This is a genomic window from Mycobacterium xenopi, from assembly GCF_009936235.1.
GTDB classification, from domain to species: domain Bacteria; phylum Actinomycetota; class Actinomycetes; order Mycobacteriales; family Mycobacteriaceae; genus Mycobacterium; species Mycobacterium xenopi.
In genome coordinates, this window is sequence record NZ_AP022314.1 from 4,162,684 (window position 1) to 4,182,051 (window position 19,368).

The following is a 19,368-nucleotide window of genomic DNA, read 5'->3' on the forward strand; positions in this document are numbered from 1 at the left end:
GCGGTCGAACCGCAGCTGCGAGGGGCACGGGTCGCGCGGGGCCAGGGGCCGACGGTCGGCGACCGGCGCCGGGGTGCGGCCGGGCAACGCGAAGAACAGCAGCTCACGGCCATCGGCCAGGGTGGCCCGCGTCGGCGCCGTCACGAACTCGAACCCTAATCGACCGCGGCGTTTCTGCGGCCAAGCCACGGGCAGTCACCATGGAACAGCGACAGCGAAGGAGGCGGTCTAGCGGTGCCCGATCTTTACCAGCGAGCACGTAACTGGCTGATCGGCTCAGATCCCGGATTGCTGCGGCTGCGGGCGGCCAGCCGGACCACGGCCGCGCTGGCCTGCGCCTTGGCGATCCTCTACGGGCTGAGCAGGGCGACCGGCCAGCCGGTGACGGTGGCGCTGCTCGGGGTGTTGATCACCATGGTGTCCGGCCGTGCCGTCAACGAACCGGGCCCGCGTCAGCAGAAGATCACGATGGCGCTGCTGCCGCTGCCGGCCGCGCTGGCCATCACGGTCGGCACGCTGCTGGCGCCGCACAAGGTGCTCAGCGACATCGTGTTCGTCGGGATCGTGTTCGCCGCGGTCTACCTCCGCCGCTTCGGCTCGCGGGGACGGGCGTTGGGGATGGTCATGTTCATGGCCTACTTCTTCACGTTGTTTCTGCGAGCCCAGTCCAGCGAGCTGCCCTGGATGATCGGCGCGGTCCTGGTGGGCGCCGCGTGCAGCCTGGTCATCACCGCCTACGCGTTTCCTGACCGGCCCGAACGCGTGCTGCAGGCGACGATGCGGTCCCTGCGGGCCCGGATGGCCATCGTCATCGACACCACCGCCGAGGCGTTGGCGGCCGGCCGGCTCGACGAACGGCGGCGACGGCGGCTGCGGGCCCGCATCGCGCGGCTCAACGAGACCGCGCTGATGGTGCAAAGCCAGATCGAAGACAAAGTCAACCCGGCCGCGCTGTGGCCCGGAGTCAGCGGCGACGACCTGGCGCTGTGGCTGTTCGACGCCGAACTGACCGTCGAACGGGTGGCCAGCGCCGGTGCGCGTGCGGCACTCGTGGCCGCGGACAACCCCGCCGCGATCACTCCCGCCACCCGCAGTCAGCTGGCCGACGCGCTGTCTCAACTCGCCCAGGCGATCCGGCTGCCGCAGCCGCAACGGCTGCAACGGGCCGCGCAACTGGCCCAGCCGCTGGCCGACCAACGCGGCGACGACCCCGGCGCGGTCGCGGTGCGCCGCCTCGCGCTGGCCATCATCGCCGCCGCCACGGCGGCCGCCGAAGTGCGTGCCCTGGTGCAGCACGGCGCGCGGCAGACCGCGGCCCCGTCGCGGCGGCGCCGGCCGATGACGGTCCTAGCCAACGCGGTCTGCAGCCGACGACACGGCAGGCGATTCAGGTCGCCGTGGCCGCCTCGTTGGCCATCGTCACCGGCGAGCTGGTGTCTCCCGCGCGCTGGTATTGGGCGGTGATCGCCGCGTTCGTGATCTTCGCCGGCACCAACTCCTGGGGTGAAACGCTTACCAAGGGCTGGCAGCGGCTGCTGGGCACCGGGCTCGGTGTGCCGTGCGGGGTGCTGATCGCCACGCTGGTGTCGGGCAATCGCGTGGTGTCGCTGGTCTTGATCTTCGTGTGCGTGTTCTGCGCGCTGTACTTCATGAAGGTCACTTACAGCCTGATGACCTTCTGGATCACCACGATGCTGGCGTTGTTGTACGGTCTGCTCGGCCAATTCAATTTCCAGCTGCTGATGCTGCGGATCGAAGAGACCGCGATCGGCGCCGCGATCGGGGTGGCCGTCGCAATCTTGGTGCTGCCCACCAACACTCGAACCGCGGTCCGCAACGATGCCCACGCCTTTTTCACCACGCTGTCGGAGCTGGTCGAGGCGTCAGTGTCGGCGATGTTTGGCCGCGACGGGCCGACGCCGACCGACAAGGCGCGCCAATTGGACCGCAACCTGCAGCAGTTCCGCGCCACTGCCAAGCCGGTGCTGGCCGGGGTGGCCGGCCTGTCCGGCGGCGCAGCATCCGGCGCGGTCTGCGGATGCTGACCGCGTGCGACCGCTACGGGCGAACCCTGGCCCGTAGCAGCGAACGAGTCGACCATGTTCCCGACGAGCTGGTCGACGCCGTGACCTCGGCCGCCGCGCAGATCCGTCGTAATATCGACGCGCTGGTCAACGCCCGCGACGGCGCGACCACCGTTGTTCCGGCCACCGACCATCTCGACGACGCGGAAAACCTTGCGCGCCAACTGAACAGCGAGAGTGGCCGACTGCTGGGCGCCTTGCAGGCGCTCCGCCAAATCGACCGAACCGTGGCCAGCACCGCCGTCGACCTCGGCGCCCGCGACGGTGCGGCGCTAACAGCCTCGAACTGAAATAGCAACGGCCACAGTCCGGCTTGGCCACGTCGATGACCGTCAGCCGGTGGTGTGGACGATCAGCACGTCGCTTTTGGCCCTGCGAGAGACGCTGCCGGGCACCGAGAACAGCCGCCCAAGGATCGCCGATCGCGCATCGAGCCCGACATTGCCGACCACCAGCAGATCGGCGTTGGCTTCCGCGGCGACGTCCACCAGGGCATCCACCGGCGCATCCTCGATCGATCGTTCCTCGATGGTCTTGGCTCCGGCGAGCTTGGCCCGGCTGCGGGCGTCGCGCAGGATCGCGTAGATCGGCGCGTTGCCCCGGACCAGGTAAGCCTCGTCTTTGAGGATGTCGGCCGCGCGTGGATCTTCTTCTTGCGGAAAGTAGCCCGTCGTAATGATCAGCTTGGCGTTTGACTCGGCAGCGATCTGGGCTGCGCGCTCAACCGCACGCAACGACGTCGGCGAGCCGTCGGTGCCGACCACCACCGTCTGATAGGAGCTCATTCAACCTCCCCGCGCATCGACACCTCCTCGACGTCCAAGGACGTGGTTTCACGGTAGGCACCCGCCGATGCCGGCGGCCGTGAATGGTCCAACTGGTCCGACAGGGCCCTGATGCGAACTTGTTGCATGGGCAACCGCGTGTGCGATTGGGACCGTCGACGCCCAGCTGGCATCCTTTCAGTGTGCTTTTCGAGCTTGCCAGATCGCTAGTGCTGCTGCGGCATCGAGCGCGAAGGATACGTCAGGCGGCTTCACGCGCGAAACCCAAGGCGCCGGGGGCGGACAAGCCCGACGCCTCGTAGTCGCCGCCACGCCTCATCTACTCGCGTCGGGGATCGACGCCGGCGCGACGCGCCACCGCGGCATGCCTTGCGAACGCGCGGTGCGCCCGGTACACGAGCATGTCGGGTACAGCGGGCCAGGCGTCCGCGATCGCTTCGACCGATTCGATGATGGCGGGATGCAGGCCCGTGCGGCTGTGCGGCATGGCGCCGTTGTCGATGGCATCGCAGAGCAGCGCCACGAACGTCGTCCGCGCCTCGTGGAGGGTATTGGACTGTCGGTCGTCCCGACCCACGGTGTCCAGTCTGTGGCCCGTCCTACCGGTGGTGCAACAGCCGTCGGCAAACTGCCGATGCGTCTCGTGGTGGCAGGTCCAGGATTCGAACCTGGGTAGGCATACGCCGACGGATTTACAGTCCGCTCCCATTGGCCGCTCGGGCAACCTGCCCTCTGTGTTACGTCTAGCAGGGTACAACGGGGACGTAACCCGGACGCAAACGCCCAATATCGATGGGAAGGGGACCGATCCAATGGCGGATTCATCGTTCGACGTCGTCAGCAAGGTCGACCGCCAGGAGGTCGACAACGCGCTCAACCAGGCCGCCAAGGAGCTGGCAACCCGGTTCGACTTCCGCGGCACCGACACCAAGATCGCCTGGAAGGGCGACAACACCGTCGAGCTGACCAGCTCCACCGAGGAGCGCGTCAAGGCCGCCGTCGACGTCTTCAAGGAAAAGCTGATCCGCCGCGACATCTCCATGAAGGCCTTCGAGGCGGGCGAGCCCACCCAGTCGGGCAAGACCTACAAGGTCACCGGCACGATCAAGCAGGGCATCAGCAGCGAGAACGCCAAGAAGATCACCAAGCTCATCCGCGACGAGGGGCCCAAGAACGTCAAAACCCAGATCCAAGGCGACGAGGTGCGGGTGTCCAGCAAAAAGAAGGACGACCTGCAGGCCGTGATCGCAATGCTCAAGAAGGCCGACCTAGACGTGGCTTTGCAGTTCGTGAACTACCGGTAGCGCGCTGGCCCAATCAACCGGTGGGTGCCTAATGTGGTGGGCACCACTGTATCGCCGTGAAGCGAGGTTCGCGATGACCGTGACGCCGCAGCAGGCCGCCGACAGCGTAGGCGCACCGCAGGACGCCGGCTACTTCGACGTGGTGATCATCGGCGCGGGCATCTCGGGGCTGGGCGCGGCCTACCGCATCAGCGAGCGCAACCCCGGCATCCGCTATGTCATCCTGGAGCGGCGCGCACAGATCGGCGGCACCTGGGACCTGTTCCGCTACCCCGGTGTGCGCTCGGACAGCAGCATCTTCACGCTGTCGTTCCCCTACGAGCCGTGGACCCGGAAAGAAGGTGTGGCCGACGGCGTGCACATTCGCGAGTACCTGGCCGCAACCGCGCGCAAGTACGGCATCGACCGCCACATCCGGTTCAACAGCTATGTGCGCGCAGCAGACTGGGATTCGACGACCGACACCTGGACGATTACCGCCGAACAGGACGGCACGCCCGCGACGTACCGGGCCCGGTTCGTGTTCTTCGGGTCCGGCTACTACAACTACGACGAGGGCTACACTCCCGAATTCCCCGGCATCGAGCAGTTCAGCGGCACCGTCGTGCACCCGCAGCACTGGCCCGAGGACCTGGACTACACCGGCAAGAAGATGGTGGTGATCGGCAGCGGGGCAACGGCGGTGTCGCTGATCCCGTCACTGACCGAGAAGGCCTCGAAAGTGACCATGCTGCAACGTTCGCCGACCTACATGTTCTCGGCGTCCAGATACAGCTGGTTCGCGGACCTGTTACGGAAAGCGTTGCCGCGCAAGGCGGCTCACCAGATCATCCGGATGCGCAACGCACTGCTGGAGGGGGCGATCTGGTTCTTGTCCCGCAAAACGCCGGGCTTCATGAAGTGGTGGATCCGCCAGATCGCGATCAAAAACCTGCCCGAGGGCTACGACGTCGACACCCATTTCAAGCCGCGGTACAACCCGTGGGACCAGCGGTTGTGCCTGATCCCGGACGCCGACCTCTACGTCGCGATCAGCGAAGGACGCGCCGAAGTGGTCACCGATCACATCGACCACTTCGACACCACCGGTATCGTGCTGAAATCCGGTGCGCATCTGGACGCCGACATCATCGTCACCGCCACTGGCCTGCAGTTGCAGGCGCTGGGCGGAGTGACGCTGTCGCTGGACGGGGCGGAGATCAAGCCACAGGACCGCTTCGTCTACAAGGCGCACATGCTCGAAGACGTGCCCAACCTGTTCTGGTGCGTGGGCTACACCAACGCCTCCTGGACGCTGCGCGCCGACATGACCGCCCGCGCGACTGCGAAACTCTTGGCGTACATGAACTCTCGCGGCTACACCCACGCCTACCCGCACCGCGGCGACGAGCCGATGCCGGAAAAACCGTCCTGGGACATCCAGGCCGGCTACGTGCTGCGCGCGCTGCACGCGCTGCCCAAGTCCGGCACCAAGCGGCCGTGGAACGTGCGCCAGAACTACTTCGCCGACGCCATCGACTACCGGTTCGACCGGATCGAGGAGGCTATGGTGTTCGGGCGCGCCCCGCAGCCGGCCACGGCAGCATCGTAAACTGCGAAAACACGTGGCGGCGTTCACAAATGGTTGGCGAAGCCGCGATCCCGGAGCATTATGAAGGAATGCTAAGCACGCGGAATTTCGTCAGATCGGTGGTCGTAGCGGGGGCTGCCGCGGCGGCAATTGGCGCCGTGCCGACGGCCGTGGTGATCGCACACGCCCCGTTCACGCCGGCCCACCAGGTCGTCGTCGCCGACCCCAACGGCACCCAAGGCAGCGGCGGGCCCGACGGGCAAGGCGGGGGCGGAGGCTGCGGCAGCGGTCCCGGGTGGAACGGCTGCGGTAGCTGGAACCCCTTCCAAGGCGCCTTCGTCAGCGCCTGCGCCAACGGGGCTTGCGGAGGCTGGGACGGCACTCGGGGCTGGGGTCACTTCTAACCACGGCTCGCGACGTTCAGTTCGCCAACTGCCGGTGAACATCGGGCGTCGGCAATACGCTGATCGCCATGGCAGCTGCTAAGCGCGAACCGAAAGTCGTCGTCTTGGGCGGCGGGTCCTGGGGAACCACAGTCGCCTCGATCTGCGCGCGGCGCGGGCCGACGCTGCAGTGGGTGCGCTCGGCGGAAGTCGCCAAGGACATCAACGAGAACCACCGCAACACCCGCTACCTCGGCGACGAGGTCGTGCTGAGCGAGTCGCTGCGGGCCACCACCGACTTTTCCGAGGCCGCCAACACCGCCGACGTCATCGTCATGGGGGTTCCGTCCCACGGCTTTCGCGACGTGCTCACCGAGCTGGCCGCCGAGCTGCGGCCCTGGGTTCCGGTGGTGTCGCTGGTCAAGGGCCTCGAGCAGGGCACCAACATGCGGATGTCGCAAATCGTCGACGAGGTGCTGCCCGGCCACCCGGCCGGCATCCTGGCCGCCCCAACATCGCCCGCGAGGTCGCCGAGGGCTACGCGGCCGCGGCGGTGCTGGCCATGCCCGACCAGCACCTCGCCGCGCGGCTCGCAGAGCTGTTCCGCACCAGGCGGTTTCGCGTGTACACCACCGACGACGTGATCGGCGTGGAGATGGCCGGCGCGTTGAAGAACGTCTACGCGATCGCCGTCGGCATGGGCTATTCGCTGGGCATCGGCGAGAACACCCGTGCGGCAGTGATGGCCCGCGCGGTGCGCGAGATGGCCAAGCTGGGCGAGGCCATGGGCGGGCAGCGCGACACCTTCGCCGGGCTGGCAGGCATGGGCGATCTCATCGTGACCTGCACCAGCCCGCGCAGCCGCAACCGCCACGTCGGCGAGCAGCTCGGCGCGGGCAAGCCGATCGACGAGATCATCGGATCGATGAACCAGGTCGCCGAGGGCGTCAAAGCCGCCAGCGTCGTGATGGAGTTCGCCGACAAGTACGGGTTGAGCATGCCGATAGCCCGCGAAGTCGACGCGGTGATCAACCACGGATCCACCGTCGAGCAGGCCTACCGCGGGCTGATGGCCGAAAAACCCGGGCATGAGATCCACGGCCCGGGGTTCTAAGCACCGGTCGAGGCACCCGGTCATGCGCGGACCGTGGCATTGCCGCATCGGTCGCGGGTCAGGCGGTTCCGTGCCGCAGGGTTTCGACAAGCGGTGCTTGTGTGTATGCGTTTTCTATGTGTTGCTTTGGTGCGGTTGCTGCGTCGATGAACCGACAAATAAGCTGGCGCAGAGCAATTGGGGCACCTGCTACAGGCGACCAGGCTCACAGTATCTGTAATAGATTGTGCGCTAAAAGTTTTACTTCACCGCAATTTTAAATATCGAGAAGTTAACGATAAGTCGTTACGTTTGACCGCCATCGCGAACTAACAAAGGAGCGACCGATTCAGTACGCCGACCAGCTGGGCATTGGCCAAAACCGGGCATCGTTGCCAACTGATCGACTGCGATCGATCCTCCGCTACGACCTGCCCTCGTCACTAGTGGTATTCCTCGTCGCACTTCCTTTGTCGCTGGGGATCGCGCTTGCCTCCGACGCCCCGGTACTCGCCGGCCTGATCGCGGCGATTATCGGCGGCATCGTGGTAGGCGCCCTGGGCGGCTCACCGCTGCAGGTCAGCGGCCCCGCCGCTGGGCTGACCGTTGTGGTCGCTGATCTCGTAGCCCAATTCGGCTGGGCAGTAACGTGTTTGATCACCGTTGCCGCGGGTGTACTGCAGGTTCTGCTTGGGCTCAGCCGGGTCGCGCGAGCCGCGCTGGCGATTTCACCCGTCGTCGTCCACGCGATGTTGGCCGGCATCGGAATCACGATCGCGCTTCAGCAAACCCATGTGCTGTTGGGCGGGGAGTCCCACAGCTCAGCCTGGGAGAACATCACCAGCCTGCCCGGACAGCTTCTCGGCGCGCACGGCACCGCTCTCATCTTGGGTGTTTTGGTGATCGCCACGATGATCGCCTGGCGGTGGGTACCGGCGCGGATCGCCATCATTCCGGGCCCACTGGTGGCCGTCGTCGGGGCGACAATCGTCTCGGTGATCTTTCCGGTCCACGTGCCGCGGATCACACTGGAGGGGTCATTGCTGGATGCCCTGCAGCTGCCGGACCTGCCGGACGGCAACTGGGGCGGGGTCGCGATCGGCGTGGTGACCGTGGCGCTGATCGCCAGCGTGGAAAGCCTGTTGTGCGCGGTTGCGACCGACCGTATGCACACCGGGCCACGCACCGACTTCAACCGCGAGCTAATCGGCCAGGGCACCGCCAACATCGCTTCCGGAGTCATCGGCGGGCTTCCGATCACCGGAGTGATCGTGCGCAGCTCCACCAACATCCACGCCGGCGCGAAAAGTCGCGCTTCGGCGATCCTGCACGGAGTGTGGGTGCTGCTGTTCTCGTTGCCGTTCGCGGGGTTGGTCGAACAGATACCCACCGCGGCGCTAGCTGGACTGCTCATCGTGATTGGCATCCGGCTGCTGCAACCTGCCCACATCGAAACCGCGCGCCGCAACGGTGATTTCGTCGTTTATCTGGTCACCGTGCTGGGCGTCGTGTTCTTCAACCTGCTGCACGGGGTACTGATCGGGCTTGCCTTGGCGATCGCATTGACGGGATGGCGGGTGATCCGGGCCAAGGTCGAGGCCAAAGAGCACGCCGACGACGAATGGCACGTGCGGGTGGACGGGGCGTGCACGTTCCTGGCCCTGCCCCGGCTGACCGGAGTACTGGCGTCTATTCCCGCGGGCACCGCAGTCACTGTCGACCTGGCAGCCGACTACCTCGACCATGCCGCACATCAGGCGATCCACGACTGGCAGCGCCAGCATCAGGCCACCGGTGGGACGGTGCGCATCAACGGAGCTCATTAGCCGCAGCCGTACCAGCCGGGGGCATCGGGTCTCACCCCGATCAGCGAGCCACGTTGAGTGTGTGGGTTTTCTATGTGTTGAGTCGGTGGGTTGGTGCAGTGCTGAGCCGATAAGTAGGCTGACAACAAAGCATCTGAGCGCTGACTCTGGGTGAGGAGCGGGTTGAGGCGCTGTGACTTCACGTAATGCCCGCATACCCTCATGGGCGCAGACTGTCAGCGTCCTCGTCATCGCAATAGGTGTGCTCGCGGCGGCCATCGGATACGGGCTGGCGCGAGCGAATCACGTTTTGTCAGGCCCGCCCGCGTCGACATCGGCGACCGCCAGTACCGGCGAAGAACGTTTCGATCACCAGATCGATCAGGCGTCTTTGTCCTCGGCCCACAAGGCTTTTCACGTCGCGGTGCTGCACCGCAGCCGACCGTCGGCGTGGTCACCGCCGGTGGTCTCATCTGGCTGGTCGCTGTCCCAGGGCTTCTTGCCCGCATCCCGGCACCGGCTCGGCGTGGGGGCCCTGCACCCACCTGTCACGTCTCTCGCCGGGCGAGAACGCTTGACCCAGTTCTGCGTCGCGCGGCACTGACCGGTCACCGCGGCTTCACCCTTGTGGCGGCCGCGTTTTAACGCATCGCCAAATCGGCCTGAATCACCTTGCAGTGAAGCGCTTCGAAGCGCGGTATCTGCTATCGAGATGTCTTCGTCCAAGATTTTGAGGAGAAAAGCAATGTTTGCAATGGATTTCGGCGCGTTACCGCCAGAAATCAATTCCGGGCGCATGTATGCCGGTCCGGGCTCGGGCCCGATGCTGGCCGCTGCGGCGGCATGGGATGGCTTGGCCACGGCGTTGCACACGACGGCGGCGAGCTATCAGGCGGTGGTTTCGGAACTGACCACTGCGTCGTGGCGCGGCCCGGCGTCGGTGTCGATGGCGGCCGCGGCCGCAACCTATATTTCGTGGCTGACCTCCACGGCCAGCCAAGCCGAAGAAGCAGCCACCCAGGCCAGAGCGGCGGCGGCGGCGTATGAAGCGGCGCATGCGATGACCGTGCCCCCACCAGTGATCGCCGCCAACCGCTCGCTGCTGATGCTGCTGGTCGCGACAAACGTGTTGGGGCAAAACACACCGGCGATCGCTGCCACCGAGTTCCACTACGGCGAGATGTGGGCCCAGGATGCCGCCGCGATGTACGGCTACGCCGGCGCCTCCGCCGCCGCATCGCGGGTGACACCGTTTAGCCCGCCTCCCGCCACTACCGACCCGACAGGGCCGGCCCGCCAAGCCGTTGCGGTCGCCCAGCTGACCTCGGCAGTGCCGCCGGCACTTCGCGAACTGGCCTCCCCCACGCCTGGGACATCGCTTCGCTCGGCCCTGGATACGTTGAACGCTCATGCGACTACTGTCAGCGGACATGCAAGAACGACATTTTCAGGGCTGGGTTTCTTGACCAGCGCGGCAAACCTCGCGAAGAGCATGAACACCGCCGGCACCGCCACTGGTGCCGCCGTTGCGGCTGCGCCGTCCGGCGGCGGTGCCTTGGGCTCGACGAGGCTCGCGGGTCTTAGCGCGGTGAGCGGCGGCGGATCGGTGTCGGCGGGCATGGGCCGGGCTTTTCCGGTTGGCGCGTTGTCTGCGCCACAGGCGTGGGCCGCGGCGGCCCCGGGCGCGGGCCCGGTCAGCGCGACCGTCCCGGGCGTTGCTGCGACTGGCGCCCCCGCGAGCGGGATAGCCGGTGTGCCCGTGGCGCCGCTAGCGGGTATGGCCGGGCGCGGCGGCGCCCGGCTTGCTGATGCTTCTCGATTCTTGTTGCGGCCCAACATGGTTCCACGCTGGCCGGCGGGCGGATGACGCGATTGGTTCGCAGATGGAATGTTGTAGTCCCACTGCTGGCCCTGGTCGCGCTCGCGCTTACCTGGGGCCGCGTGATCGGATCGGCAGCGGCGGCCCTGACCGGGATGCTGCTCGCGGGCGCGGTGCTGGCCGCGGTCCACCACGCCGAGGTGGTCGCACACCGAGTCGGCGAGCCGTTCGGATCGCTGGTGCTCGCGGTGGCGGTGACCATCATCGAGGTGGCGCTGATTGTCACGCTGATGGTGTCCGGCGGCGACAAATCGGCCACGCTGGCGCGCGATACCGTGTTCGCCGCGGTGATCATCACCACCAACGGGATCGTCGGCTTGTCGCTGCTGATCGGTTCACTGCGTTATGGCGTAATGTTGTTCAACGCCAACGGAAGTGGTGCCGCGCTCGCAACCGTCACCACGCTGGCCACGTTGAGTCTGGTGTTGCCTACCTTCACCACCAGCCAGCCCGGGCCCGAGTTTTCGCCCGGCCAGCTCAGCTTCGCCGCGCTCGCGTCGCTCGGGCTCTATCTGCTGTTCGTGTTCACCCAGACCGTGCGACACCGCGATTTCTTTCTGCCGGTCAGCCAACGCGGCGCCACCGTAGACGAAAGCCAGCATGCGCCGCCACCAACCGCCCGGCGAGCGCTGGCGAGCCTCGCGCTGCTGCTGGCCGCGCTCGTCGCGGTGGTGGGCTTGGCCAAAGTGGAGTCGCCCGTCGTCGAACGGGCAGTGACGGCAATCGGATTCCCGCAGTCGTTCGTCGGTGTGGTGATCGCCATGCTGGTGCTGCTCCCGGAAACACTGGCGGCCGTGCGGGCGGCACGGCGGGGCCGCATCCAAATCAGCCTCAACCTGGCCTACGGCTCGGCGATGGCCAGCATCGGGCTCACCATCCCCGCGATCGCGCTGGCCTCGCTGTGGCTCAGCGGCCCGCTGCTGCTGGGCCTGGGTGCCACCCAGTTGGTGCTGCTGGCGCTGACCGTCGTGGTCGGTGTGCTGACCGTCGTGCCCGGCCGCGCCACCCGGCTACAGGGCGAGGTGCATCTGGTGCTGCTGGCCGCATACGTGTTTCTCGCGGTCATCCCGTGAGGGGCAACTGCCCGGCCCATGGGCGCACCGAAAGTCACCGTGGCGTCGCATTCGCCGCCGAGGACGACCGGCTGAAAGTCAGCCCCGCGCCATCGCCTCGAGCCGGCGGATGCGGTCGGCGATCGGCGGGTGCGTCGAAAACAGCGACCCGATCCGCTCGCCCGCACGGAACGGGTTGGCAATCATCAAGTGCGCCTGGCTGGCCAGCTGCGGCTCGGGCGGCAGCGGCGCCGCCTCCACGCCGCTGGAGATCTTGCGCAGCGCCGACGCCAACGCCAGCGGATCGCCCGTCAACACCGCCCCGGACTCGTCGGCCTGATATTCGCGCGACCGGGATACCGCCAGCCGCACCACCGTCGCGGCGATCGGGCCCAGCAGCGAAACCAGAAGCAACGCAAAAGGATTGGCCCCGCCGTCGCGGTCGCTGCCGCCGACCATTCCGCCGAACAACAGGGCCATGTTGGCCAACGCGGTGATGACCGAGGCCAAGGCGCCGGCCACACAGGAGATCAGGATGTCGCGGTTGTAGACGTGGGAGAGCTCGTGACCGAGCACGGCGCGCAACTCCCGCTCGTTGAGGATGCGCAGGATGCCGGTGGTGCAGCACACCGCGGCGTTGCGCGGATTGCGGCCGGTGGCAAACGCGTTGGGCGCGGCGGTGTCGCTGAGATACAGCCGCGGCATCGGCTGGTGCGCTGCGGTGGCCAGCTCGCGCACGATCCGATACATCGCCGGGGCCTGCACCTCCGACACCGGCTGGGCGTGCATCGCCCGCAGTGCCAGCTTGTCACTGTTGTAGTAGGTGTAGACGTTCATCCCAACGGCGAACAACGTGGCGATCAGCAACGCCGTCCGGCCGAACAGGCTGCCGACGAACACGATCAGCGCCGACATGCCGACCAGCAGCGCGAACGTCTTCACCCTGTTGGCATGCGGATGCCAGGTCATCAGCTCCTCCTACGAAGACCGTTCTTGCTGATTAAACGCGCCGTGCAGGCCGCCGGGTTCCGGAATCAGCCGTGCCGGTTGACGGTGTACTCGACCAGCATGGCCAGCGCTTGGCGGCCCGCGACATCGGGCAGCTTGGCCAGCTCCTCACGGGCCTGAGCCGCGTAGCGGGCCACGGTGTCCTTGGCCTTGGCCATGCCCGGCGACCTGCGCAGCAGATCCAAAGCCTCGGTCAGCGCCGCGTCGTCGTCGACCGGCCCGGCCAGCAGTTCGCGCAGCCGGTCGGCCTGCGGCCCGCTGTCCTGCAGCGCGTAGAGCACCGGCAGCGTGTGCACTCCCTCGCGCAGGTCGGTGCCGGGCACCTTGCCCGACTCGTCGGGTGCGCTGTCGATGTCGATGATGTCGTCGGAAATCTGGAATGCGGTGCCGACGATGCCGCCGAGCCGGCTCAGCCGTTCAACCTGCTGCTCGTCGGCGCCGGAGAACGTCGCGCCGAAGCGGCCCGCCGCCGAGATCAGGCAAGCGGTCTTCTCGTGCACCACCCGCAGGTAGTGCTCGATCGCATCCACCCCCTCGGCCGCGCCGCGAGTTTCGCGCATCTGCCCGGTGACCAGCTGGGCAAACGTTTCGGCGATCACCCGCACCGCCTCCGGGCCCAGTCGCGACACCAGCCGCGAAGCCGTGGCGAACAAGTAGTCGCCGGCCAGGATCGCGACGTTGTTGCCCCAACGCGCGTTGGCGCTTTGCGCGCCCCGGCGCACCTGCGCCTCGTCCATCACGTCGTCGTGGTAGAGCGTCGCCAGGTGCACCAGCTCGATCACCGCGCCGGCGATCGTCACCTCCTGGGCGTCGGGACGGGGGCCGAGCTGCGCGGAGAGCACGGTGAACATCGGCCGGAACCGCTTGCCGCCGGCCTCGAACAGGTGCAGCACCGACTCGGTCAGCAGGTCGTCGCTGCCGCGCAGCTCGCTCTCCATGAGCCGCTCGATGCGGTCGACCCCGTCCCGCACGCTGGCTGCGAACGCGGCATCGCCGAAGTCGAAGCCAGCCACCACGGTCGCCGGAGTCCCCACGCGACCAACATACTGGTGAGCATGCACCGCAGGGCGGACGTGGTGGTCGTGGGCGCCGGGCGGCCGGGTCGGCGGCGGCCGCCTGGGCCGCGCGGGCCGGTCGCGACGTGCTGGTGATCGACGCGGCCAGCTTCCCCCGCGACAAGGCCTGCGGCGACGGGCTGACCCCGCGCGCGGTGGCCGAGCTGGAGCGACTGGGGCTGGGCGACTGGCTGGATGCCCGCATCCGCCACCGCGGATTGCGGATGAGCGGGTTCGGCGGCGAGGTCGAGGTCGCCTGGCCGGGCCCGTCGTTCCCGTCGACGGGCAGCGCGGTGGCCCGCATCGAACTCGACGACCGGATCCGCAAAGTGGCCGAGGACTCCGGCGCGCGAATGCTGCTGGGAATGAAAGCTGTTGGCGCTCGACATGATTCATGTGGACGCGTGCGGTCGCTGGTGCTGGCCGACGGCAGCGAGGTCGGATGCGGTGAGTTGATCGTCGCCGACGGCGCCCGCTCGCCGCTGGGCCGGGTATTGGGCCGAAGGTGGCATCAGGACACGGTGTACGGCATCGCCGCGCGGGGGTATCTGGCCTCGCCGCGCAGCGACGAGCCGTGGCTGACCTCGCACGTGGAGGTCCGCTCCCCCGACGGCGCGATCCTGCCCGGCTACGGCTGGATTTTCCCGCTCGGCAACGGCGCGGTGAACATCGGCGTGGGCGCCCTGCAGACCTCGAAACGGCCCGCGCATCTGGCTTTGCGCCCGCTGATGTCGTACTACGCCGACCTGCGTCGCGACGAGTGGGGGTTTCGCGGGCCGCCCAAGGCGATGTCGTCGGCACTGCTGCCGATGGGCGGCGCGGTATCCGGGGTGGCCGGGCCGAACTGGATGCTGGTCGGCGACGCCGCCGCCTGCATCAACCCCTTGAACGGCGAAGGCATCGACTACGGGCTGGAGGCCGGGCGGCTGGCCGTCCACCTGCTGGGCAGCGGCGACCTGTCTGCGGCCTGGCCTGCGCTGCTGCAGCAGCACTACAGCCGGGCGTTTTCGGTGGCGCGGCGGCTGGCGCTGCTGTTGACCTTTCCCCGGTTTTTGCCGTCGACGGGCCCGGTCGCGATGCGTTCTGCGGCGCTGATGGCCGTCGCGGTGCGGGTGATGGCCAACCTGGTCAGCGACGACGACGCCGACCTGCTGGCGCGGCTGTGGCGCGCCAGCGGGGTGGCGTCGCGGCTGGTCGACCGGCGCAAGCCGTTCAGCTGAGGGTGGCGGGCAGCGGCGGCTTGTGCGCGGCGTGCAGCGCGACGATGCCGCCGGTCAGGTTTCGCCACCGCACACCCGACCATCCGGCCCGCGCAATCCGCCGCGCCAGTGCCTGCTGGTCCGGCCATGCCCGAATCGACTCGGCCAGGTAGACATACGCCTCGGCGTTGCTCGACACCGCCCGGGCGATGCGTGGCAGCGCCTGCATCAGATACTCCCGGTAGACGGTGGCGAACAGCCGATTGGTCGGCGTGGAGAACTCGCAGACCACCAGCCGCCCCCCGGGACGCGTCACCCGGGCCATCTCCTGCAGCGCCGCCTGCTGGTCGGCGACGTTGCGCAGCCCGAAACTGATTGTGACCGCGTCGAATACATCGTCGCCGAACGGCAGCCGGGTGGCGTCGCCGACAACCTTGGGCACCAGCCGGCCGCCACCCGCCTTGAGCATGGCCACCGAAAAGTCCACCGCCACACACCATGCGCCGGACTTGGCCAGCTCCACCGTCGACACCGCGGTACCCGCGGCCAGATCCAGCACCCGCTCACCGGGCCCGACCCGCAGCGCTGAACGGGTGGCACGTCGCCAGTGGCGATCCTGGCCCAGCGACAGCACCGTGTTGGTCAGGTCGTAACGGCGCGCCACCGCGTCGAACATCGATGCCACGGCATGCGGGTCTTTGTCGAGGCTCGCCCGGCTCACGCCCGCGACGTTACGCTGCCGCCTCCCGGCGGCTCTGTAACACCGCCGCGTAGTGGCCGAGCAGCTCGTCGCAGATAGCGGGCCAGCTGCGGTGCAGCACGCTGCGCCGCGCCGCGTGCGAATAGCGGGGTCGTTGATCGATCAGATGCGCAACAGCGGTGCCCAGCCGCGCCTCGAACTCGTCGACCGGCAGCAACAGCCCGGTGCGCCACGGCGTGACCAGGTCGCGCGGCCCGCCGGCGTCGGGGGCGATGACCGGCAGCCCCGACGCCAGCGCTTCCTGCACGGCTTGGCAAAACGTCTCGTGTTCACCGGTGTGCACGAAGACGTCCATACTGGCGTATGCGGCGGCGAGCTCCTGACCGTACAGCGCTCCCGTGAAAACCGCTGTGGGCATTGCGGATTGCAGTTTGGCTCGGTCGACCCCGTCGCCGACCACCACGACCTGGACTGCGCCGTCGCGCGCCAGAGCCGCTAGCCGGTCGACCCGCTTCTCCGGGGCCAGCCGCCCACGAAGCCGACGATCGGCTTGCCGTGCGGCGACCACCGCAGCCGCAGCGACTGGTCGCGCGCCGACGGCGCCAACCCGATCACGTCGACGCCGCGCGCCCAGTGATATACCCGCGGAATACCGTGTGCGGCAAGGGACTCCATCGCCGAGGTGGACGGGGCCAGCGTGCGGTCGGCGCGGCGGTGCAGGTGCCGCAGCCACGCCCACGCCGCGCGTGATGCCAGCCCTAAGCCGTAGCTGTGCGCGAAACCGGCGACGTCGGTTTGGAATACGGCGACCGTGGGCACGCCTAGGCGCCGGGCGGCCTGCAGCCCGCCGTAGCCCAGCACCGCCGGCGAGGCCAGATGCACGACGTCGGGGTCGAATCCGCGCAGCACGCGCAGAATCCGGGGCACCGGCAGCCCGAGCGGCAGCGAGGTCACCTTCGGAAACATCCGCGACGGCACCCTATGCACCCGGATACCGTCGTGAACCCGCTCCGCGCGGGGCTGACCGGGCGGGGTGTCCGGCGCGATGACAAGGGCTTCATGGCTGGTGCGACGCAGATGCTCCACAATCCGCACCACCGAGTTGCTGACGCCGTTGACGTGCGGCAGAAACGACTCTGCGACTATCGCCACGCGCACGCCATTTACCGTGTCAGCGGCGCTTGTCGACAAGGTTGCCGGAGGGCGTACGGGGCGCGAAATCTGGCCTGCACCCGAAACAGGACGGCTCATGCGTGGCACGCCGGCGTCGACCCTCAAGCCCCCGAGTGGCTGGACAGCTTGTGCACGTCCGCGTGACGGTCCAGCCGCGTCTCGAGTACCGCGATCGCCACTAGTGCCACACCGGCGATCAGCCAACCGACCACCGCGATGGATCCCGCCGGGATGATGGCCAGCTTGGCGTTACGGTGCTGGACCCGCACCAGGTTGGGGTCTCTTTTGTTGTATTCGACGTAAATGCGCATGCCCGTGGACAGTTCGGACGGGTAGAGCACACCAAGTTCAGGTCGATAGGTGACCCGGTCGGGTGTGACGAACTCGATCGTCGAGCGGCGCGGTCCCGCGCTAAGCACCTCGGCCTGCGTCACGCCCATGTTGTGTTCGATGGCGATGTCGTTGCGCCAGGCGCCGGCCACCAGCAGCACCGACTGCAGGGTGACCAGACCGGCCAGGATCAACACCGTGACCCGGGTCCACCGCAGGACTCGTCGCGGCAAGGTATCGGGCGTGTCGCCGTTGCGGCCATGAATAAGCAACCGCCACAAGCCTTTCAGGCTGGTCATAGGGCGGCCTTGATGGCGGCGTGCAGGCGGCGCAGCGTGGACCGGTCGGCCTTGACTTCCAGCACCCGCATGCCCGGATTAGGTTCGTCGAGCGCCGCGCCGAGTTCGTCGACCTCGATTTGGCGGCTTTCCACGTGGTAGGCCCGGCACAGCGCGCCGACGTCGACGTCGTGCGGGGTGCCGAAAATCCGTGACGACACGTCGGAGAAGCGCGGGTCGCCCTGCTCGAGCAGTTCGAAGATCCCGCCCCCGTTGTCGTTGGACACCACGATGGTCAGGTTGTGCGGCGTCGGCTCGGTGGGGCCGATCAGCAGGCCGGAACTGTCGTGCACGAAGGTCAGGTCGCCGATCAGCGCGACGGTGCGGCCCTCGTGGGCCAGCGCGGCCCCGATCGCGGTGGACACGGTGCCGTCGATGCCGGCGACGCCGCGGTTGGAGCGCACCTTGATGCCGTGCGGGTTGAGCCCGACCAGCGCCGCGTCGCGCACCGGGTTGGACGCGCCGAGCACCAGCTGATCCCCGGGGCGCAGGGCGTCGGCGACCGCGGCGGCAACATGCAGGCCGGTGGTCAGTGGGTGGGCCTTGAGCTGGCTGCGCACCGCGTCGAGGGCGTGCCGGTTCAGCTCGGCGCAGCGGCGCAGCCAGGCCGGGTTGGGTGTGCCGGTGGTGACGGCGCGAGTCCCGGTGGCCTGGGAGTTGCCCGACACGTCCGGCCAGCGCGGCCCGGTGGTAAGCGCATACACCGGCACCGACGGGTCGGCCAGCAGCGCTTCCACCGGACGGTGCAGCGTCGGGCGGCCCAGCATGATCACCTGCTGCGGGTGCAGCAGCGGCAGCGTCATGGGATGCAGCGGGTTGCGGGCGGGCGGAGCGGTGGGCTCGGCGACGGTCGGCAGCTCGGCCAGGCTGGGGTGGATGCCGGCGCCGTGACCCGCGATGACGACGGTGTCCAGGCTCAGGTCGATGTCCAGCGGCTGGTCGAAGGTGACCACCGGGCTGTAGGTCCACGGCTTGCCGCCGGGCCGACCCGGTGGGGTGGCGGCCGCTGCCGGGTCGGGTTCCGGGTCGGGCACCAGCGGCTCGCGCAGCGGGATGTCGAATTGCACCGGCCCGGCGTTGGCGGTCCGGGCGCCGGTGGCGGCGGCCAGCACCCGGCAGGTCGCCGATCGCCAGGTCGCGTTGAAGACGTCCATCCGGTCTGGAGCGTCCTCGGCGAGGCCGAGGCTGATCGCGGCGCGCACCTGGGTGCCGAAATAGCCGAGCTGCTCCATGGTCTGGTTGGCGCCGGTGCCGAGCAGCTCGTAGGGCCGGTTGGCCGACAACACGACCAGCGGGACCCGCGCGTAGTTGGCCTCCACCACCGCGGGGCCGAGGTTGGCCACCGCGGTGCCCGACGTCATCGCCACGCACACCGGCGCGCCGGCGCCGACGGCCAGCCCGATGGCCAGATAGCCCGCAGTGCGCTCGTCGATGCGCACGTGCAGGCGGATCCGGCCAGCCCGGTCGGCGTCTTGCAGCGCGAAGGCCAGCGGCGCATTGCGCGAGCCCGGGCACAACACCACGTCGCGGACACCGCCGCGGATCAGCTCATCGACGACCACCCGGGCCTGCGTCGTCGAAGGGTTCATTAGTCCAGACTAGCCAGGCGT

14 protein-coding genes, 1 tRNA gene and 5 pseudogenes are annotated in these 19,368 nt (G+C 68.2%); 10 read left to right on the forward strand and 10 right to left on the reverse strand.

Translation table 11 applies throughout. The features are described from left to right. Positions 1-51: 51 nt before the first annotated feature. A pseudogene (locus MYXE_RS25385) lies at positions 52-144 on the reverse strand (galactose-1-phosphate uridylyltransferase); the annotation flags it as partial. 123 nt (positions 145-267) lie between these two features. On the opposite strand from MYXE_RS25385, the pseudogene MYXE_RS25390 reads away from it, so the two are divergent. Then, positions 268-2,374, forward strand: a pseudogene (locus tag MYXE_RS25390) (FUSC family protein). A 42-nt stretch (positions 2,375-2,416) separates the two neighbouring features. Here the strand turns inward: MYXE_RS25390 and MYXE_RS19900 are convergent. From MYXE_RS19900 to MYXE_RS19910, 3 genes are all read right to left on the reverse strand, one after another. Further along, positions 2,417-2,869 carry a universal stress protein gene (locus tag MYXE_RS19900; RefSeq protein ID WP_003919599.1) on the reverse strand — a complete coding sequence of 151 codons (453 nt, stop codon included), beginning with the start codon at positions 2,867-2,869 and terminating at the stop codon, positions 2,417-2,419. A gap of 319 nt (positions 2,870-3,188) precedes the next feature. Continuing rightward, the gene (locus tag MYXE_RS19905) at positions 3,189-3,446 is read right to left on the reverse strand and encodes a hypothetical protein (protein ID WP_085195256.1); all 258 of its coding nucleotides are present in this window, start codon (positions 3,444-3,446) and stop codon (positions 3,189-3,191) included. A gap of 67 nt (positions 3,447-3,513) precedes the next feature. Further along, positions 3,514-3,599: transfer RNA gene (locus MYXE_RS19910), tRNA-Tyr, on the reverse strand. Positions 3,600-3,681: 82 nt separating this feature from the next. Here MYXE_RS19910 and MYXE_RS19915 point away from each other — a divergent pair. The 8 genes and pseudogenes from MYXE_RS19915 (at position 3,682) to MYXE_RS19950 (ending at position 11,976) form a co-directional block, all read left to right on the forward strand. Further along, positions 3,682-4,173, forward strand: coding sequence for a YajQ family cyclic di-GMP-binding protein (locus MYXE_RS19915; protein WP_003919601.1), 492 nt, complete (start codon positions 3,682-3,684; stop codon positions 4,171-4,173). A gap of 73 nt (positions 4,174-4,246) precedes the next feature. After that, entirely contained in the window at positions 4,247-5,764 is a 1,518-nt protein-coding gene (locus MYXE_RS19920) for a flavin-containing monooxygenase (protein WP_039889602.1), read from the forward strand. A 98-nt stretch (positions 5,765-5,862) separates the two neighbouring features. Continuing rightward, positions 5,863-6,147, forward strand: coding sequence for a hypothetical protein (locus MYXE_RS19925; protein ID WP_415624435.1), 285 nt, complete (start codon positions 5,863-5,865; stop codon positions 6,145-6,147). A 68-nt stretch (positions 6,148-6,215) separates the two neighbouring features. Next, positions 6,216-7,240: pseudogene (locus tag MYXE_RS19930) on the forward strand (NAD(P)H-dependent glycerol-3-phosphate dehydrogenase). A gap of 371 nt (positions 7,241-7,611) precedes the next feature. Continuing rightward, entirely contained in the window at positions 7,612-9,045 is a 1,434-nt protein-coding gene (locus MYXE_RS19935; RefSeq protein ID WP_415624436.1) for a SulP family inorganic anion transporter, read from the forward strand. Positions 9,046-9,217: 172 nt separating this feature from the next. Then, positions 9,218-9,628 carry a hypothetical protein gene (locus MYXE_RS19940; RefSeq protein ID WP_139821153.1) on the forward strand — a complete coding sequence of 137 codons (411 nt, stop codon included), beginning with the start codon at positions 9,218-9,220 and terminating at the stop codon, positions 9,626-9,628. 150 nt (positions 9,629-9,778) lie between these two features. Then, a complete protein-coding gene (locus tag MYXE_RS19945; protein WP_085195301.1) occupies positions 9,779-10,891 on the forward strand; it encodes a PPE family protein in 1,113 nt (370 codons plus the stop codon). After that, the gene (locus tag MYXE_RS19950) at positions 10,888-11,976 is read left to right on the forward strand and encodes a calcium:cation antiporter (RefSeq protein ID WP_415624437.1); all 1,089 of its coding nucleotides are present in this window, start codon (positions 10,888-10,890) and stop codon (positions 11,974-11,976) included. Before MYXE_RS19945 ends, MYXE_RS19950 begins: the two co-directional genes overlap by 4 nt. A 78-nt stretch (positions 11,977-12,054) precedes the next feature. Here the strand turns inward: MYXE_RS19950 and htpX are convergent, their stop codons facing one another. Continuing rightward, complete coding sequence (htpX, locus tag MYXE_RS19955) at positions 12,055-12,924, reverse strand: zinc metalloprotease HtpX (RefSeq protein WP_085195253.1); 870 nt, start codon at positions 12,922-12,924, stop codon at positions 12,055-12,057. 65 nt (positions 12,925-12,989) lie between these two features. Next, the gene (gene grcC1 / locus MYXE_RS19960; protein WP_085195251.1) at positions 12,990-13,997 is read right to left on the reverse strand and encodes a nonaprenyl/(2E,6E)-farnesyl/geranylgeranyl diphosphat synthase; all 1,008 of its coding nucleotides are present in this window, start codon (positions 13,995-13,997) and stop codon (positions 12,990-12,992) included. 21 nt (positions 13,998-14,018) lie between these two features. Between grcC1 and menJ the strand changes: the two are divergent. Next, positions 14,019-15,238, forward strand: a pseudogene (gene menJ, locus MYXE_RS19965) (menaquinone reductase). On the opposite strand, the gene MYXE_RS19970 reads toward menJ, so the two are convergent. The 4 genes and pseudogenes from MYXE_RS19970 to menD form a co-directional block, all read right to left on the reverse strand. Next, positions 15,231-15,938 (reverse strand): demethylmenaquinone methyltransferase, encoded by a 708-nt coding sequence (locus MYXE_RS19970; RefSeq protein WP_085195247.1) that lies wholly within the window; start codon positions 15,936-15,938, stop codon positions 15,231-15,233. The pseudogene menJ and the gene MYXE_RS19970 sit on opposite strands and share 8 nt — an antisense overlap. Before the next feature lie 10 nt (positions 15,939-15,948). Continuing rightward, positions 15,949-17,075: pseudogene (locus MYXE_RS19975) on the reverse strand (glycosyltransferase family 4 protein). 116 nt (positions 17,076-17,191) lie between these two features. Continuing rightward, on the reverse strand, positions 17,192-17,719 hold the full coding sequence (locus tag MYXE_RS19980) for a DUF3592 domain-containing protein (protein ID WP_085195243.1): 528 nt from the start codon (positions 17,717-17,719) through the stop codon (positions 17,192-17,194). Then, positions 17,716-19,347, reverse strand: coding sequence for a 2-succinyl-5-enolpyruvyl-6-hydroxy-3-cyclohexene-1-carboxylic-acid synthase (menD, locus tag MYXE_RS19985; RefSeq protein WP_085195241.1), 1,632 nt, complete (start codon positions 19,345-19,347; stop codon positions 17,716-17,718). The genes MYXE_RS19980 and menD overlap by 4 nt, the downstream gene beginning before the upstream one ends. Between the last annotated feature and the right edge of the window lie 21 nt (positions 19,348-19,368).

Excerpts from the sequence above, each read along its gene's own strand:
- MYXE_RS19950 (WP_415624437.1), top strand. The coding sequence starts at position 10,888 with ATGACGCGATTGGTTCGCAGATGGAATGTTGTAGTCCCACTGCTGGCC.
- MYXE_RS19915 (WP_003919601.1), top strand. The coding sequence starts at position 3,682 with ATGGCGGATTCATCGTTCGACGTCGTCAGCAAGGTCGACCGCCAGGAG.
- htpX (WP_085195253.1), bottom strand. The coding sequence starts at position 12,924 with ATGACCTGGCATCCGCATGCCAACAGGGTGAAGACGTTCGCGCTGCTG.
- MYXE_RS19900 (WP_003919599.1), bottom strand. The coding sequence starts at position 2,869 with ATGAGCTCCTATCAGACGGTGGTGGTCGGCACCGACGGCTCGCCGACG.
- MYXE_RS19920 (WP_039889602.1), top strand. The coding sequence starts at position 4,247 with ATGACCGTGACGCCGCAGCAGGCCGCCGACAGCGTAGGCGCACCGCAG.
- MYXE_RS19980 (WP_085195243.1), bottom strand. The coding sequence starts at position 17,719 with ATGACCAGCCTGAAAGGCTTGTGGCGGTTGCTTATTCATGGCCGCAAC.
- MYXE_RS19945 (WP_085195301.1), top strand. The coding sequence starts at position 9,779 with ATGGATTTCGGCGCGTTACCGCCAGAAATCAATTCCGGGCGCATGTAT.
- menD (WP_085195241.1), bottom strand. The coding sequence starts at position 19,347 with ATGAACCCTTCGACGACGCAGGCCCGGGTGGTCGTCGATGAGCTGATC.